At 57.5% G+C, this 15965-nt stretch carries 11 protein-coding genes; 4 read left to right on the top strand and 7 right to left on the bottom strand.

What is annotated here, in order from left to right:
* Positions 1-161: 161 nt before the first annotated feature.
* Positions 162-5747, bottom strand: coding sequence for a putative Ig domain-containing protein (locus tag G6L01_RS18985; protein WP_174089287.1), 5586 nt, complete (start codon positions 5745-5747; stop codon positions 162-164).
* A 451-nt stretch (positions 5748-6198) separates the two neighbouring features.
* On the opposite strand from G6L01_RS18985, the gene G6L01_RS18980 reads away from it, so the two are divergent.
* The 3 genes from G6L01_RS18980 to G6L01_RS18970 are packed head-to-tail and all read left to right on the top strand — an operon-like array spanning position 6199 to position 7758.
* A complete protein-coding gene (locus G6L01_RS18980) occupies positions 6199-6873 on the top strand; it encodes a phage tail protein (RefSeq protein WP_070167964.1) in 675 nt (224 codons plus the stop codon).
* Positions 6870-7181 carry a DUF6916 family protein gene (locus G6L01_RS18975; protein ID WP_070167963.1) on the top strand — a complete coding sequence of 104 codons (312 nt, stop codon included), beginning with the start codon at positions 6870-6872 and terminating at the stop codon, positions 7179-7181. Before G6L01_RS18980 ends, G6L01_RS18975 begins: the two co-directional genes overlap by 4 nt.
* Entirely contained in the window at positions 7114-7758 is a 645-nt protein-coding gene (locus tag G6L01_RS18970; protein ID WP_156762381.1) for a GNAT family N-acetyltransferase, read from the top strand. Before G6L01_RS18975 ends, G6L01_RS18970 begins: the two co-directional genes overlap by 68 nt.
* Positions 7759-7816: 58 nt before the next feature.
* On the opposite strand, the gene G6L01_RS18965 is transcribed toward G6L01_RS18970, so the two are convergent.
* From G6L01_RS18965 to G6L01_RS18940, 6 genes are all read right to left on the bottom strand, one after another.
* On the bottom strand, positions 7817-9373 hold the full coding sequence (locus G6L01_RS18965; RefSeq protein WP_081344295.1) for a metallophosphoesterase family protein: 1557 nt from the start codon (positions 9371-9373) through the stop codon (positions 7817-7819).
* The gene (ugpQ, locus tag G6L01_RS18960) at positions 9373-10095 is read right to left on the bottom strand and encodes a glycerophosphodiester phosphodiesterase (protein ID WP_070167959.1); all 723 of its coding nucleotides are present in this window, start codon (positions 10093-10095) and stop codon (positions 9373-9375) included. Before ugpQ ends, G6L01_RS18965 begins: the two co-directional genes overlap by 1 nt.
* A gap of 12 nt (positions 10096-10107) precedes the next feature.
* Positions 10108-11220, bottom strand: coding sequence for an ABC transporter ATP-binding protein (locus G6L01_RS18955; protein ID WP_070167957.1), 1113 nt, complete (start codon positions 11218-11220; stop codon positions 10108-10110).
* A 5-nt stretch (positions 11221-11225) separates the two neighbouring features.
* Positions 11226-12290: a carbohydrate ABC transporter permease gene (locus G6L01_RS18950; RefSeq protein WP_070167956.1), complete on the bottom strand. Its 1065-nt coding sequence runs from the start codon at positions 12288-12290 to the stop codon at positions 11226-11228.
* Complete coding sequence (locus tag G6L01_RS18945) at positions 12290-13201, bottom strand: carbohydrate ABC transporter permease (RefSeq protein ID WP_070167954.1); 912 nt, start codon at positions 13199-13201, stop codon at positions 12290-12292. The genes G6L01_RS18950 and G6L01_RS18945 overlap by 1 nt, the downstream gene beginning before the upstream one ends.
* Positions 13202-13270: 69 nt before the next feature.
* The gene (locus G6L01_RS18940; RefSeq protein WP_070167953.1) at positions 13271-14644 is read right to left on the bottom strand and encodes an ABC transporter substrate-binding protein; all 1374 of its coding nucleotides are present in this window, start codon (positions 14642-14644) and stop codon (positions 13271-13273) included.
* Positions 14645-14740: 96 nt separating this feature from the next.
* On the opposite strand from G6L01_RS18940, the gene G6L01_RS18935 reads away from it, so the two are divergent.
* Entirely contained in the window at positions 14741-15883 is a 1143-nt protein-coding gene (locus tag G6L01_RS18935; RefSeq protein ID WP_070167952.1) for an ROK family transcriptional regulator, read from the top strand.
* Positions 15884-15965 lie beyond the last annotated feature (82 nt).

Genomic DNA, 15965 nt, shown 5'->3' with positions numbered 1-15965 from the left:
ATAAAACGCCGCCCAGCGCTGACGGTACTCCAATAAACTAACAGAACCGCACTGGAACCATTTTCCATGGCCCTTCGAAAAAGAAGGCAATCGTTTATCACCATCAGAGACTCGCAGTCACGCAGCCCGGCTCTGCTCAGGACTTTTTTCTCTGACCATCGTCAAAACTTCCGCGACAATCCGACCTTCGCACCGACTGATTTTTCACCCTCACCTTCAATGTTGAACAGAAGACTGCCTTCGATTGCCCAGGCCTCGGTGGTTTGCAGTGACGCGCCAGCCGTAACCGATCCAAATACACCCGACCCGTCGAGGCCCGCAAAGCCGGTGGTGAGTCCAAGCTTCGGCGTAAGGGTGGAGCCGCTTGCAAGTGTAAAGGAACGGGCGATTTCAGCCCCCAGGCTCACCCTGAACTGCTCCGAGGTAAACCCGTCCAGATCGATCGTGTCGCCGGAGCTGTTTTCCACGGCGTAATCGTCGACGGTTTCGGAAAAATAAACGGCTCTTAGCTTCGGTGTCACCACGGTCGCTTCGTCCAAAGACCATTTTCCCTTGATGGACGTATCCAACATCCAGCGCTGGGTATCGAAATTACCGTCCCAGAACTGAGTATCGATGGTGTTTGAGGACCCGCCATAAAGCAGGCTTGCATCCCAGAACAGGCCTTTGCTTACTTCGAAAGAGGTATAGGGGCCAGCCAGCCAGCCATTGCCGGTCAGCATGGCGTCCTCATCCGTCGGGTCCGTCATCCGGTCGTAGTGAAACGAAAGACCCAGCAGCGCCTTGTCGGTCAGCAGATAGTCGGCCCCCATGTTGATCATGGCGAAGCTCCCCCACTTGCTGCCATTGGTGTCCTTGTCATTATGGGCCAAAAAGACGCCATCAATCCAGATATTGAATGGCGAAGAATAGCCACCGGCAAGACCGTCGGCACTGTCACGGGCCGACTCAATCTGTGCGAGACTGGTGGAAAAGCCGAATGTCATTCCCTGCGCGGAAGGAGACATTCTGGTTGTCACCGGGGTCGTCGCCCTGGCCATTCTGCCTCGTTCCATCAGGCCTGGCACCTTGATCGCGGAGGAGATCATGTTTTGGCGGGTCTCTACGAAGCTGTGTACGAGGTTGTCGATATCCGTCGCGACCTCCTCGGCATTATAGTTGATGTTGTAGGTGACAGTGCCCGTGTTAGAATTTCCAAGCGAACTGGCAAGGCGATAGCTGATACGGGCCTGTCCTGAATAGGCGGGGTTCGGGGTGAATTTCAAATACCAGCCGACAGGCGAAGCTGAAGAGGCGGCTGCAAGCTCACCTTGAATAAGGGTCGCCGTCCCGGCCTCGGGAGGTTCGACGGAGACAATATCGGCCTCGGTAAACGGGCCTCCGGTGGCGTCTTTGTTGAGATAGACGTTATTCGGCGTGGCGCCTGCGGGAACCTCGACCACATGATCCGCCACAGTCACTGCGCGCGTGGTCACTTTGACTGTATAGCTTGCCGAGCCAGTCGCACCATTGCTGTCACGGGCCTGGATGGCAAAGGAATAATCGCCTTCCGTACCCGCATCGAGCGGACCATTGAGCGCACCGGTCGAGATACTCAGCACCATGCCTCTCGGCAGGCTTCCAGAGGCCAGGCTGTAGATCAGCGTGCCCGTTCCCCCTGTTGCCGATATCTGCTGGCTATAAGCCTCGCCCGCCATGGCTTCTTTTAGCGCTCCACCAGCTGGCGAGAAGGCGATGGACGCGGCTGCGTTCACCGTCAGCGTATAATTGCCCGAACCATGATTGGCGGGTGACGCGCTATCGGTAACCGTCACAGCGATAGCATAGCTTCCAGCCGTCGTCGGCGTTCCGCTGATGCTTCCAGTGCTCGTATCAAGGACAAGACCATCCGGCAGACCGGTTCCAGCATAGGTATAAGGAGCGGTACCACTGGTTGTCGTCACGGACTGGCTATAGGAGGTGCCCACTGTTGCTGTAGTGAGAGCCCCTGACGATGGAGAGAGGCTCAGCGTAACCGACGGCTCCGTGACGGTAAGCGAATAGCTTGCCGAGCCTGTGGCACCGTTAGTATCCGTAGCGGTAATGGTGAAGCTGGTATTGGCAGCGGTCGTCGGCGTGCCGGAAATCACGCCGGTCGACGTGTTCAACGTCAGGCCCGTTGGAAGCGTGCCGGCGCTGATGGCATAGCTATAGGGTGACGTACCACCCGAAGCGGTGACTATCTCGCTATAGGCCGTCCCCACCGTTGCTGCTGTCAATGTGCCTGAGGCTGGTGACAGGGTGAAGGTCGGGGCCGTAACCGCTATGGTCACCGTAGCTGGCGAGGATGTTCCCGTGGCATTGGTGGCGGTGTAGGTAAAACTGTCGGAGCCGGAATAACCAGCCGTCGGCGTATAGATAAAGTTGGTGCCGGATACCGTTGCAACCCCATGGCTTGGCGAGGAGGCAATGGCAACCGACGTCGCAGCACCACCCGTGATAGAGGGAGCCAGGACGTTATCCGCAGAGTTTGCCGTCACCGTTGCCGACAGCGCATTGGCGATTGGCGCTGCCGCATTGATGGTAATGGAATAAGATGCCGTGACCGTTGCACCATATGCATCGGTAACTTTAACCGTGAAGTTACTCGTTCCGGCAGCTGACGGCGTGCCGGAGAGAACCCTGGCAGGGGCGCCACCGCTTGACGTTATGGACAGGCCGGCTGGCAGGGATCCCGACAGGAATTCGTAATCATACGGCTCTGCGCCACCGGATACCGCAACGGTTTGGCTATAGGCCGCACCAACCGTGCCTGTTGCAAGGGTGCCAGCCGAGGGCGAGAGGACCAGGGTTGGCGCCGTAACCGTTATGGTCACCGTAGCTGGCGAGGATGTTCCTGTGGCATTGGTGGCAGTGTAGGTAAAACTGTCGGAGCCGGAATATCCCGCTGTGGGCATATAGGTGATCGACGTGCCGGAGGCTGTGGCCGTTCCATGCGATGCCGCTGACGCGACCGCAACGGACGAGGCCGTGCCGCCGGTAATGTTCAGCGTGATCACGTTGGCCGACGAATTGGCAGCAACTGTCTCGGAGACGGCGTTGGCAACCGGGGCCTGGAGAACGGCGGACGGGGTGACCGAGTTCGAAGCGACCGAAGCTGTACCGGTTCCGGCACTGTTGGTCGCGGTGACGGTAAACGTATAGGCGGTGCCATTGGTCAGGCCGGTCACGGTGATCGGGCTCGCCGAGCCGCTTGCCGTCGCCCCACCCGGACTTGCCGTCACGGTATAGCTGGTGATCGCCGCGCCACCATTGCTGGCCGGGGCGGTAAACGAAACGGTCGCCTGGGTATCACCGGCGGACGCCGTCCCAATCGTCGGCGCGTCTGGAAGGTCTGCTGCCACGGCAAGCGAATAGCTCGCTGATCCCGTCGCGCTATTGGCATCGGTGGCCGTGATGGTGAAGCTGGTATTGGCTGCGGCTGTTGGTGTGCCGGAGATCTCGCCGGTCGATGTGTTTAGGCTCATTCCAGCAGGAAGTGTCCCTGATGTGACCGCATAGGTATAGGGCGATGTTCCGCCCGAAGCGGTGACTGTCTCGCTATAGGCTGTCCCCACGGTTGCCGCCGTCATAGCGCCAGAGGCGGGTGACAGGGTGAAGGCTGGGGCCGTAACCGTTATGGTCACCGTAGCTGGAGAGGATGTTCCGGTGGCATTGGTGGCAGTGTAGGTAAAACTGTCGGAACCGGAATAGCCGGCTGTGGGCGTATAAGTGATCGACGTGCCGGAGGCCGAGGCCGTACCATGCGACGCGGGCGTGGCAATGGCAACGGACGAGGCAGCACCGCCGGTCATGTTGAGCGTGATCACGTTGGCCGACGAATTGGCCGCTACTGTCTCGGAGACGGCGTTGGCAACCGGGGCCTGGAGAACGGCAGACGGGGTGACCGAGTTCGAAGCGACCGAAGCTGTACCGGTTCCGGCACTGTTGGTCGCGGTGACGGTAAACGTATAGGCGGTGCCATTGGTCAGGCCGGTCACGGTGATCGGGCTCGCCGAGCCGCTTGCCGTCGCCCCACCCGGACTTGCCGTCACGGTATAGCTGGTGATCGCCGCGCCACCATTGCTGGCCGGGGCGGTAAACGAAACGGTCGCCTGGGTATCACCGGCGGACGCCGTCCCAATCGTCGGCGCGTCTGGAAGGTCTGCTGCCACGGCAAGCGAATAGCTCGCCGATCCCGTCGCGCTATTGGCATCGGTGGCCGTGATGGTGAAGCTGGTATTGGCTGCGGCTGTTGGTGTGCCGGAGATCTCGCCGGTCGATGTGTTTAGGCTCATTCCAACAGGAAGTGTCCCTGATGTGACCGCATAGGTATAGGGCGATGTTCCGCCCGAAGCGGTGACTGTCTCGCTATAGGCTGTCCCCACGGTTGCCGCCGTCAAAGCGCCAGAGGCCGGGGAGAAGGTAAAGGTTGGCGCTGTCGGGGTGACCGCACTCGTTGCTGCCGAAGCCGCACCCGTTCCGGCACTGTTGGTCGCGGTGACCGTAAATGTATAGGCTGTACCATTGGTCAGGCCGGTCACGGTGATCGGGCTTGCCGAGCCGGTTGCCGTCGCGCCACCCGGACTTGCCGTCACGGTATAGCTGGTGATTGCCGCGCCGCCATTGCTGGCCGGGGCGGTGAAGGACACCGTGGCTTGGGCGTTGCCAGCTGTAGCCGTTCCGATTGTCGGCGCACCGGGAAGGCCTGCGGCCACGGCGAGGGAATAGCTTGCCGAGCTCGTCGCGCTATTGGCATCCGTGGCTGAGATGGTGAAGCTGGCGCTTCCGGCGGTCGTCGGTGTGCCGGAAATCTCGCCGGTCGATGTGTTTAGGCTCAAACCGGCAGGAAGTGTCCCTGATGTGACCGCATAGGTGTAGGGGGAGGTTCCGCCTGAAGCGGTGATTGTCTCGCTGTAAGCCGTCCCGACAGTTGCCGCCGTCAAAGCGCCAGAGGCCGGGGAGAAGGTAAAGGTTGGCGCTGTCGGGGTGACCGAGCTCGTTGCTGCCGAAGCCGCACCCGTCCCGACGCTGTTGGTGGCGGTGACGGTAAATGTATAGGCTGTACCATTGGTCAGGCCGGTCACGGTGATCGGGCTCGCCGAGCCGGTTGCCGTGGCCCCACCCGGACTTGCCGTCACGGTATAGCTGGTGATTGCCGCGCCGCCATTGCTGGCCGGGGCGGTGAAGGACACCGTGGCTTGGGCGTTGCCAGGTGTGGCCGTTCCGATTGTCGGCGCACCGGGAACAGTCGGCGCACTAGCGTAACACGCGGCACTGAATGTGAGCGTGTTGTAATCGGAAGGGCTAGCTGATGAATCCTGTGTGACATCAAGGATCATCTGTAGATTGTCTACGGAAGCCGTGGCTGTAAAATTGCCGGATTTATTGATATTTCCACCAAGATTACTCTCATTGACAAGGAGATTGTTATAATTGTCGCTGTATATCACAATTGCCGATGAGGTGCCGCCAGCTGCTGTTCCCGTGGTGGAAAAGCTCCAGGAGATATACTCTCCAGCGGTCAAGCCTTGATAATCAGGGGAAAAGTTGTCGGTATTGGTGAGATAGCGTGGTGAGCTGAAGTCTGAATTGACTTGGCTGCATGACGCTGAAAGTGCGGCATTGGCCGCTGTCGCAAAGCTCAAGCCGGTAATCAGGATGGTGAGGATGCCGATGAAAGCCCGGAGGACGGCGCCAGCTGATCGCTTGAGCCAAGTCCATGCCACCTTTTTTGTACTTGCCAGAAAACGCGTGACACGAAACGATTTGCCGCATTGCATGCTTATCTAAACCCCTGCTTCATTAAGGTAGCGACAATTAATCTTGTCGTCTTCACGAACGAAGATATGCCGCCCCTAAAACGAGCACCCACCACAAAGCGCCCGTCATTCGAGCACTATTCGAGCTTTGGTTGAATGACAATCACATCAAATGCGAAGAATTGATGTCACCCACTGTTTTCCGTCAACTGTTGCTAAAACAACTCGCTATAAACGCCTGGGTAGAGATTTCAGCATAGGCAGGCATGGGATCCGTCTTCGAAATTTACTCTTGCGGGCCTTCTCAAAAAATTGCAATAGTTTGATTTACTAAGTTAAGGTTGATGAATATTCTTGGATCTCATGAGCCCGAATCGGTCGTCGATTCACGGTGTCCCGGCCCCCATGGAGGATTATTATGGATGCGTATCTTGCAACTATTTTGCCGGTTGGCTTCAATTATGCGACCGAAGGCTGGCTCATGTGCTGGGGTCAAAAACTGACGGTAAATCAATACACTGCCGTTTATTCGCTTGTTTCAAATTATTACGGTGGCGACCAGCAAACCTATTTCAACCTACCGGACCTGCGCGGCAAAATGCCCATCGGATATGGACAACGCTTGCCCACCAGCCCCGATTACGGGATTGGTAGCAAAGGCGGAAACGACACCATTTCGTTGAATTCTAGCCAGATTCCAGCCCATACCCATGCAGCTGTCTTTACGCCCACTGGTACCGCCACCGTGAATATACCAGCGCAGACAGGAACGCAGACTGCAACCTTGAAGGCAAGCCCTGCTGCGGGAACGTCTCAGTTGCCAACGACAGGCTCTGCCCTTGCTGGTGGAAATACGGCTGCTACAAGGATCTATGGTGCTGCTTCAAGCGCCCCGGTCACCCTCGATAGTAGCAGCGTTGCGATTTCAGGAAATGCGCCGACGGCGGCTCAGAGCATTGCCACCAATGCGATAACTGGCGGAGCTGTCGCCGTGCAGCCATTTGGCGCCGGTGCTGCTATCGACGCCCGGCCTCCTTACCTGGCGATCAACTTCATTTTCTGCGTTCAAGGCCTCTACCCGGTTCGTCAATGACTGGTCTCATTCTGGATGCAGCAAAATTCACGCCCTATATCGGCGACGATTTCACACTGACCGCGCAGGAGACAGTGATCAACGCGGTGTTGGCCAAGGTTGTCGAATATCCAGCCAGCACCGCACCTGGAGCAGCGCGAACGGCTTTCAGCCTTTTTCTCTGCGTCCAGCAAAACGCGTTTCCTGACATTCAAAGCGGAGACTACGTCATCGAGCATCGCAGTCTGGATAAGATCGGGCTTGCATATATTGAGCGTATCCTCAGCCCGCAGCCCGGCGCTATCCGTTTGGAAGTTGCATTCAATTGATGATCGCATTGAGTTGGACGAGACATATATGAATGGGTTTGCCGGCTCTTTCGCATTTGGAAACGGTTTGAATTTGCGCCTTGTTCGAGCGAGTGATCAGGATCTGATTTTCAAACTGTTTATCGAAACCCGCCCATGGCTCGCATGGGCGGAGGGGAAACCTGATTTCATTCGTGATCTCTATGAGCAGCAATTCAAGACCATGCGGTCTGGTGCTGAAAGCGTCTATCCCGATCATCTCGACTTCATCATCGAGCGGCTTGGTTCCGCAGTCGGACGCACCATCATCGACCTGGGATATGCAGATTGGCGGATTTCCGAGTTGCAGGTTTTAAAGCAAGCCCGAGGTAGCGGAATAGGCTCCAATGTCATCAGAGGATTGCAGGCGGCTGCTTTGAACGGCAACATTCCACTGACGCTTTCAACGCCAATTTTTGGTTCAAACGGCTTTCCTATGTACCAGCGGCTTGGGTTTCAGGTCGTCCAGGCACAGCCGCCGATGATTCACATGGCATGGTTTCCCCCTGGTCACCCTGATCGACAAGAGATGTCCGGCGGCAATGGCCTGGGACGCTAGCGGCTGTCAGGTTCAGAGTGAACACGCCATGTTCTGGCTTGTCTTGTTGACGATGCAATCAATGATCCAGCCAATCATCAAAATGTGTGCAAGCGGCAAATAATTCCAGAAATTTGGTGACCTCTCCGGACAATCCGATCTCAACACGCTCTTGCGAACTGAGATGCTTGGCGAGATCGCGGTAGAACGCCACCCTCTCTGCCGGAATGTCTCCCAAGGCATGTCGTCCAGCAGCCCGCAACAGGTAGTAATCCTCGACCATCTGCCGAAATGGCTGAGACATAACCTCAGAGTGTCTGACAGGAAGGCCTGCCAAACCGGCATCCTCACGGAATAGGCGCCCTATCGGTACGTCGAGGCATGCCAGAAGCTCAGGTGGCCAGTCATCCGGACTATGTTTCGTTTCGATCAGATTTTGCAAATGGACCCGCAGAAACTCTGCATAGGTCTTGCAAGCAAGCACCTTGGCAAAACACGCGCTGTTTATATCGCCGGACTGAACGTCATAGGCCGGGAACGCGGCATCGAAATCCGAGACATCTTCAAGTGAGGCGATCTCTATCTCAATCTGCTCCGCCCCGGCTGTGACGACAACGTAACCACCTGGGTAAGCGACAGGCGAAGGGACGGCGATATTGACGAGACCCTCCAGTTCAACCCGCCCGGCAACATGCATATGGCCACTGAAATGCCATCGAAGCCCGGCACGGGCAAGGCGGCGGCCACTTTCAGGTGATGGCATACGCTTCGACCAGTCCGGCGTACTCGCCGCCCGCACGCTGTTTCCCTCTCTCGTCAATGCCAAGGGCAAAGCCGGGTAATGGGAAAAAGCCAGCAAGGTCTTAGCCAAACGGCTGGCACGTTCAGCTACATCCTCTATCCATGTCAGGAGAGAGGGCCGTTCCGCCAGAACATGATCCCATGCGGCATCCGCCCTCACCTGCCAGGTATCGCCAATTTTGTGAAAAACATTGGCGTCCAGCATCAAAAGCCAGAGCCCTTCCTGCGGCTCGACAAGATAAGATGCGTCAAGATGCAAGCGTTCGTCGGTTGGTAAGTGTCGGGGCGCACCGCCCTCCAGGGTTTCATGAGGAGACTCCCAATGAAGGATGCTGGCGGGACGCGCGACACCGTAGGGTGCCATGGCCTCCACGGCCTCAGCTGTCGACATGCCACGCATTCCCGGGCAGACGATTGCGGGTGCAGGCGCACGATCATCACTCGTCACCAACAGTGGTTCCAGCCCATCGGCCTGCGTCAGCACCTTGGCCAGATGATGCGGCGCCGGTCCGTAACAATCATGATTGCCGAAGGTTGCAAAAAACCGCAGGCCGTATCTGTCTTCGTAGTCGGAAAGAAGGCGTTTGACGGCTGCAACCGCGTCGACCTGGCCGTCATCGGAATAATCGCCGAGAAGCACGACATCGCGGATACCGCGCCGAACGATATCGTCAAGCACGGCACGGAAGGCAGCATGGCTCTCGTTGAACACGCGGGTTGACGCCATGGTGTCCGCCAGCGTGCGAAGGGCAAGTCCACCACTCCCCTCCTCCACCATGCCATACCCGCCGTACAAATCATGCAGATGGACATCGGCGACAACTGCGATCTGCATCAGGCGGCAGCTTCCTGACGTTCGCAACGGGCCGCCTCAAACAGGTCCGGACGGTCGAGATTGATGTAATCGACACCGGCTTTGGCGATTTCGCGGTGAATGGCCATGTCGTCCCCTCCGTAATAGATCATCACTTCAAGCCCAGCTTTGCGGCACGCTTCGAGTAAACCTGGCCGACGCATTTGTTCAACAGTCATCTCGATGATCGCAGCATGATGCACGGCACCGACCAGAGACGGCGACTTGGCAATATTGAGCGTCATCATCTTACGGAATTCAGGCGCGATCAATTGCAGATCGCGGCGCATGTCTTCGGAAAACGAAAAATAGAATGTATCGCCCACCATGCCCAAGCTTCGCACCAGTGCAACAACCTTGGCCGGATCGCAATATTTCAGCTCGACATAGACCCCAGCACGGCCACGCAGGTGCTGGAGATAGGCATCAAGCCGGGGTACAGCCGCACCTTTAAACGCAGGGGAGAACCAGCTTCCGGCATCCAGAGCATCAATTTCGTCCGACGTCGCATGGCCGATGGGGCCAGTGCCATTGGTGGTTCGGTCCAGCGTTTCGTCATGGAAAACATAGAGCACGCCGTCAGCGCTCTCGCGCACATCAAGCTCGATGTAGTCTGCCCCCTGCTGAAGGGCGAGGTCGGCGGCCGCAAAGGTATTTTCCGGCGCAAATTGATTGGCCCCACGATGGGATACGATCTTGGTCATTGAAAAATCCTGTCAGTTTGCCGGCTCTAACGCTTTCGCGTGCCTATCGGAATGTTGCAAAAGCTTGGCGTGGAGATCAACGATGCGATTGCCGGAGGCATCGAACAACAGCGTGTGTTCCGGCTTGCAGGCAATGCCAACCCTGGCACCGGGTGCATGGCGCACGGCTTCACCATATTCCAGCGCATGGATGACGCCTGCGGGCGTGTCGATCATATAGAACACTTCACGGCCCATCGGCTCCACGCTGATAATCTCTCCACTGAGCGGTGCATCCGCATGCGAAACAAGTGTGATGTCTTCGGGTCGCAGGCCGAGCGTCGCTTCTCCTTCGCACGCGTCCGTAAGGGCGACGGATGCCGCGCCGATCCGCACTTGACATCCATTGGCATGTCCCTTGAGAAGGTTCATCGGCGGCGTGCCGATAAAGCCTGCCACGAACAGATTGCTGGGACGGCGATAGAGATCGTCAGGCGTGCCAACCTGGGCGATCTCGCCATTGTTCATGCAGATGATCCGATCCGCCATGGTGATCGCCTCGATCTGGTCATGGGTGACGATCAGCGTGGTAAAGCCAAGCCGCTTCTGTATGCTTTTCAACTCAGCCCGCATGGTGATGCGCAGGGTGGCGTCAAGATTGGAAAGCGGCTCATCGAGCAAAAGGATATTCGGCTCCTTCACCAACGCCCGCGCCAAGGCGACACGCTGCTGCTGACCGCCGGAAAGCTGCGAGGGACGGCGGTCAAGCAGCGCGCTGATCTGCACCAGGTTTGCTGCCTCTTCGACACGTCTGGCGACCTCGTCCTTGCGCATGGTTTTGAAGCGAAGCGGAAAGGCGATGTTGTCGCGCACCGTCAGGTTCGGGTAAAGCGCATAGGACTGAAAGACAATACCGACATTGCGGTCGCGCGCGTCGACGCGGTTGACATTATGTCCGTCGAAAGCGATCTGCCCAGACGTCGGCGCATAGAGACCGGCGAGCAGAAACAGCGTTGTCGATTTTCCGCAGCCAGACGGGCCGAGAATGGCGACGAGTTCGCCATCCTCAATCGTCAAGCTCATCGGTTTCAGGACCTGGGTTTCGCCCCAGCTTTTGGTGATATTGTCGAGAGTGATCTTGGCCATTTCGGTTATCCTTTGATCCCGCCGAAGCTCATTTGCGTGATGTACTTCTGCGTGAAAATGTAGAGGACCAGGACAGGCAGAAGATAGACGATGCCGACGGCGGCGATCATGCCGTAATCCGCCCCCATATGGTCCTGGGCGACGAAGAACAGGTAGAGGCTCATCGTCATCTGGCTCTTCTCGATCAGCAGGGTCTGGACGAAGACATATTCCTCCCAGCCTCTGAGAAATGTGAAGGTGGCAACAGCAATCAGGCCGCCGCGGATCTGTGGCAGGATCACCATGCGAAAGGCCTGGAAGCGCGTTGCACCATCCGTCACCGCGCTCATCTCGATGTCCCATGGCACGCCGTCGAAAAACCCTTTGAGGACGAAAATCGCAAAGGGCAGTTCCAGCGCACTCAACACCAGCACGACGCCCACCAAATTGTTGAGCAGGCCCATATAGTAAAGCTGGATGAAGATCGCGACAGTGAGCGCCAGCGCCGGAAAGGCATGCAGCAGAAGCAGGCCACGCAGAATATTTTCACGGCCTGCAAAAGCAAACCGCGACAGCGCATAGGCAGCGGGCGTGGCGACCAGTGTGACGATTGCCGTCTGGGAAATCGCAAATACCAGCGACGTACCGAGCGCCGACCAGATCGATGGCATCAGGTCCATGCGATTGGTGCCGATTTTGGCAATGTCAGGGTTCCACAGAAAGCGGTAGTTGTCGAAACTCAGATGCGGGACGAGGAAAATAGCCGACAGAATGACGATCACCATGGCAAGCACGGCCCAGCTGACGGCAGGCTTGCGCAACCGATCCGCCAGCAGCGCCAGCGCAATCGCGCCGAGATAACCGACGCCAGCAATGGCCGTACTGTGCCACAGAACAAGCCGGCTGACAGCGCCGTCGGATGAGGTGAGCGATTTCACCAAAAGCCAGAGATAGGGCAGCAAAATCGGGATGGAGACAATCGTCAGGAAGAGGATGAGCGCCGACAGGAAACCAGCGCGATGAGCGACTCCCCGACGTTCGAGGCGGGCCCAATCGGTGGACGGCATGGTATCGGCCTGGATCAGCGACATCACAAGACCTCGATCTTTGGAGCGGCAAAGGTGGAACGCATATTGGAGACACGCCATTGCACCAGGGTCACGGCAATGCCGATGACCATCAGGCCCAGCGCCAGCGCCGCACCATAGGCATAGGCGCCGCTTTCGAACGCGCGCCGGTAGATATAAAGCGCGTAGGGGGTGGAATCGTAGAGCGGGCCGCCGCCGGTGATCAGGAGGATATATTCATAGGTCGTCATCAGGGAGAGTGCCTGGTAGATGGTGATGAAACGGATCGGCTGCGACAGCGCTGGCACCACGACATGACGCAGAACGCCCCATTCGCTGGCGCCATCGACACGTGCCGCATGGGCGAGATGCGAGGGGATCGAGCGGATCGACGAGGTCAGGATGACCATCGCAAAAGAAGCCCCGACAACGCCGTTCGCCAGAATGACCAGTAGCAGCGGAAAATCATTGCGCAGGTTGACCGGGGGCAGGCCAAATGCGCCCGTCACCTGGTTGAGCAATCCCAAGGGCGTAGGATCGGCGATCCAGATCCACAAGATCCCATAGAGCACAGCCGGGCTCATGCGCGGCAAAAGCCATAGCCCGCGAAAGAAATTACCCAGCCGATCGGGGATCGCGGTCGAGGTCATCGCCAAAAGTGCGCCAAGGCCGACATTGAAGATGAAAAGGGTCGCGGTAACGTAGATCAGCGTCGTCAACAACACCATCGGGATCCGCGCGTCACGCTGCACGATCCGCTCGAAGTTCTGCAGCGTGAAATGGCCAACCCGAAGGTTCGACCCCATGTCGGTAAAGGCGATCACCGCATTGACCACGATCGGCGCCAGAAAGAACACGGTAAGCAGCGCGATTGCTGGCGCAAGGTAAAGAATTGGCCGGGCCGGTCGATGAACGCGAAGCTGGAATTGGGACATTCTGGACTACCAATGAGAACAAAAGGTGCCGCCCGACCAAGAGGCGGGCGGCACGCAGCAGGGCTGAGCTTAGTTGCTGGCGGTATCGCGGATTTCGACGTCAGAACCGAATTGCGTCTCAAGTTCGTCGGCGATGAATTCAACGGCATCAGCCGCCTTCATCTTTCCGGTTTCCACGGCCTGCAAGCCGCTGAACAGGATCTTGTTGTAGCTGCCGAATTGGGTGTGGTTCGGCACGAACCCGGCATGAGCCATCATCGGCGATGCCGCCGACAGAACCCAATTGTCCTTGTATTTCGGCATCGCTGTTTGGGCATTGCTGATGGCCGTATGATAAGACGTAACCGCATGCTGGTTGTTGAAATACGGCAATGTCGCAAGTGCTACGAGATCAGCGGCAATGTCGGCATTCTTGCTTTTGGCATTGACGGTATAAAGCAGCGGATGGGACAGGTTGGCGGGTTTGCCGCCTTTTTCGGCGGCTGGCGCCGGAATCCAGCCGATCTTGTGGAAATAGCCGTCACGATCCGTCGGCCAGGTGGCACCGTTCATCTCGCCGAGCTGCCAGGCAACAGCCCAGACGCCCTGATGGAAGATGAATGCCTTTTCCTGCTTGAAGGCGCCCTGGATTGCATCCCAGCTCATGGCCGTGTTGTCGACAGGGGTGACGCCTTGCTTGGCGTTACGCTCGTACCAGCCGAGTGCCTTGGTCATTTCCGCTTTCGGAAACACCAGCTTGCCGGTTTTCTCATCCAGGAATTTGACACCATAGGACTGGAAGACCATCAGATAATCGATGCCGACATTGGGGCGATGCAACATGCCGTATTGGGCTGCCTTGGCATCGACCACTTCCTTGGAGAGCGCCGTCAGATCATCGAGCGTGAATTCGCCTGCTTCGACTTTGGCGGGCAAGCCTTCGATAAAGGCTTCATCCTTGCCGATCTTGCGCAGCATGTCCTTGTTATAGAAGAACATACGGATCTCGGCATCCTGCGGTATGCCATAGATCTTGCCATCATTGCCCTTGGCGGCCTTCCACAGCACCGGCAGGATGTCGCCATAGACCCAAGGGGCAGCGGCAATCCGCTCGTCCATCGGCAGCGCGTCGCCATCCTCGGCGAATTTGCTGATCCATTCATGCGGCACGACATAGATATCAGGCCCCTGACCGACTGCAAATGCCTTCAGCGTATCGAGCGCCAGATCGTCCCAGCCTTTGACCGTGCTGTTATTGGCTTCGATGACAATATGCTTATCGACGCCAGCCGCCTTGAACTGCCGGTTCATAATGTCGGCTGCGGCTTCGATATTGGTGATGCGCGCCGGAGCCGTCTTATCGGCCAGCGTCGAAAGCTTGATCTTGATGTCTTCTGCATGCGCCCATCCGGTGGCAAGCGCAGAAATCGCCACGGTGGCGAGAAGGGCGAGGCATTTGGTCATGACGGTCGATCCAGTTGATGATGATTATTTAATTAACTTGCTTAAGTAACTGATTTATGACATCGCCGGATCAGTGAGGTGGAGAAACGAAAGCCTGTGCTGAACAAACGAGGGCCTTTGGACGGCATCGGCCATACGCAAGCGGCGGTGCTGAAGCACTTGCGGCGAAAAGGCATCGCATCCCGTGCAGAGCTCGCGGATTTATGCGGCGTCACCCAGGCCGCCGTCAGCATGATGACCCGTGACCTGATAGAGCGCGGTATCATCATGCAGGGAGCCAGACGGCAAAGTCAGCGCGGCGCACCGCACATCGATCTCATGCTCTGCGAAACCATCGGATATGCGCTTGGTGTGCATGCCAACAGCTACTCCCTGACACTGACGCTGCTCGATTTTTGCGGCAATCGAATTGGCGAACAGCAGGTTGAAGGGCCTTACGCCACATTTTCCGACGTTCAAACGACCATCAAAACGCTCAAGGCCGAGTTGCTGGCATCGAACGGTATTGATGACCACCTGCTGATCGGCGCCGGTGTGGCCATGCCGACCCGTTTTCGCCACGGCACAGCCTTCCTCGATCTCGCAGAGGAAGTCGTCGCCTGGGCAGGCTCTGATCTTGCCTCGACCCTGCGCGAGACACTTGACTGCCCTGTAATGATTGAAAACGACGCCAATGCTGCGGCTATGGGCGAACTTGCCTTGGGCAATACCACCGAACACGACAATTTTGCGTATCTGTACCTGTCCGAGGGCATTGGCAGCGGCATCATTATTGGCAAGGAACTTTATCGCGGCAATCTTGGAAATGCTGGCGAAATCGGCGCGCTTCGCGCGCGCGGATTATCGCGCCCCTCTTTTGACGATCTTGCGGCCTGGTGCAAAGAACATCACGGAAACATCCCGAAAGGCCGGTCTTCCGACCAATGGACGGCATATCTGCAAGCAAACCCGACAGTTCTTGATGCATGGCTGAGGAAAGCCGGGCCGGAATTAGCCACGCTCGCCTTTGTGGTGACAGCTGTTCTTGCACCATCCGCGATCTATATCGGCGGAACACTGCCTAGACTGGTAAGGGAAAAGCTTGCACCCTGGCTTGATTTCTCGACATCGAATCCGTTCGATGGAGCACGGGTCATTCAACCGGATATCCGTCTGCCACAAATCTCAGCTGTCGATGCCGTCGCTTTTGGCGCTGCGGCGATGATCCTTCACAGCGTGCCGGGCAATTCGGGTCTCTGATCTCTCTCCAGATTTGGGCAGGGGCCAGAAGGCATCAAGACGCAAGGCGATGGGACGATAAAAACGCCCGGAGTTGCCTCCG

Source organism: Agrobacterium vitis, from assembly GCF_013337045.2.
In the GTDB taxonomy this organism is placed as follows: Bacteria; Pseudomonadota; Alphaproteobacteria; order Rhizobiales; family Rhizobiaceae; genus Allorhizobium; species Allorhizobium vitis_B.
This window is presented reverse-complemented; position numbering and strand designations above follow the sequence as displayed.

Coding starts and splice junctions, on each gene's coding strand:
- G6L01_RS18980 (WP_070167964.1), top strand. CDS start 6,199: ATGGATGCGTATCTTGCAACTATTTTGCCGGTTGGCTTCAATTATGCG.
- G6L01_RS18965 (WP_081344295.1), bottom strand. CDS start 9,373: ATGCAGATCGCAGTTGTCGCCGATGTCCATCTGCATGATTTGTACGGC.
- G6L01_RS18950 (WP_070167956.1), bottom strand. CDS start 12,290: ATGTCGCTGATCCAGGCCGATACCATGCCGTCCACCGATTGGGCCCGC.
- G6L01_RS18945 (WP_070167954.1), bottom strand. CDS start 13,201: ATGTCCCAATTCCAGCTTCGCGTTCATCGACCGGCCCGGCCAATTCTT.
- ugpQ (WP_070167959.1), bottom strand. CDS start 10,095: ATGACCAAGATCGTATCCCATCGTGGGGCCAATCAATTTGCGCCGGAA.
- G6L01_RS18940 (WP_070167953.1), bottom strand. CDS start 14,644: ATGACCAAATGCCTCGCCCTTCTCGCCACCGTGGCGATTTCTGCGCTT.
- G6L01_RS18955 (WP_070167957.1), bottom strand. CDS start 11,220: ATGGCCAAGATCACTCTCGACAATATCACCAAAAGCTGGGGCGAAACC.
- G6L01_RS18975 (WP_070167963.1), top strand. CDS start 6,870: ATGACTGGTCTCATTCTGGATGCAGCAAAATTCACGCCCTATATCGGC.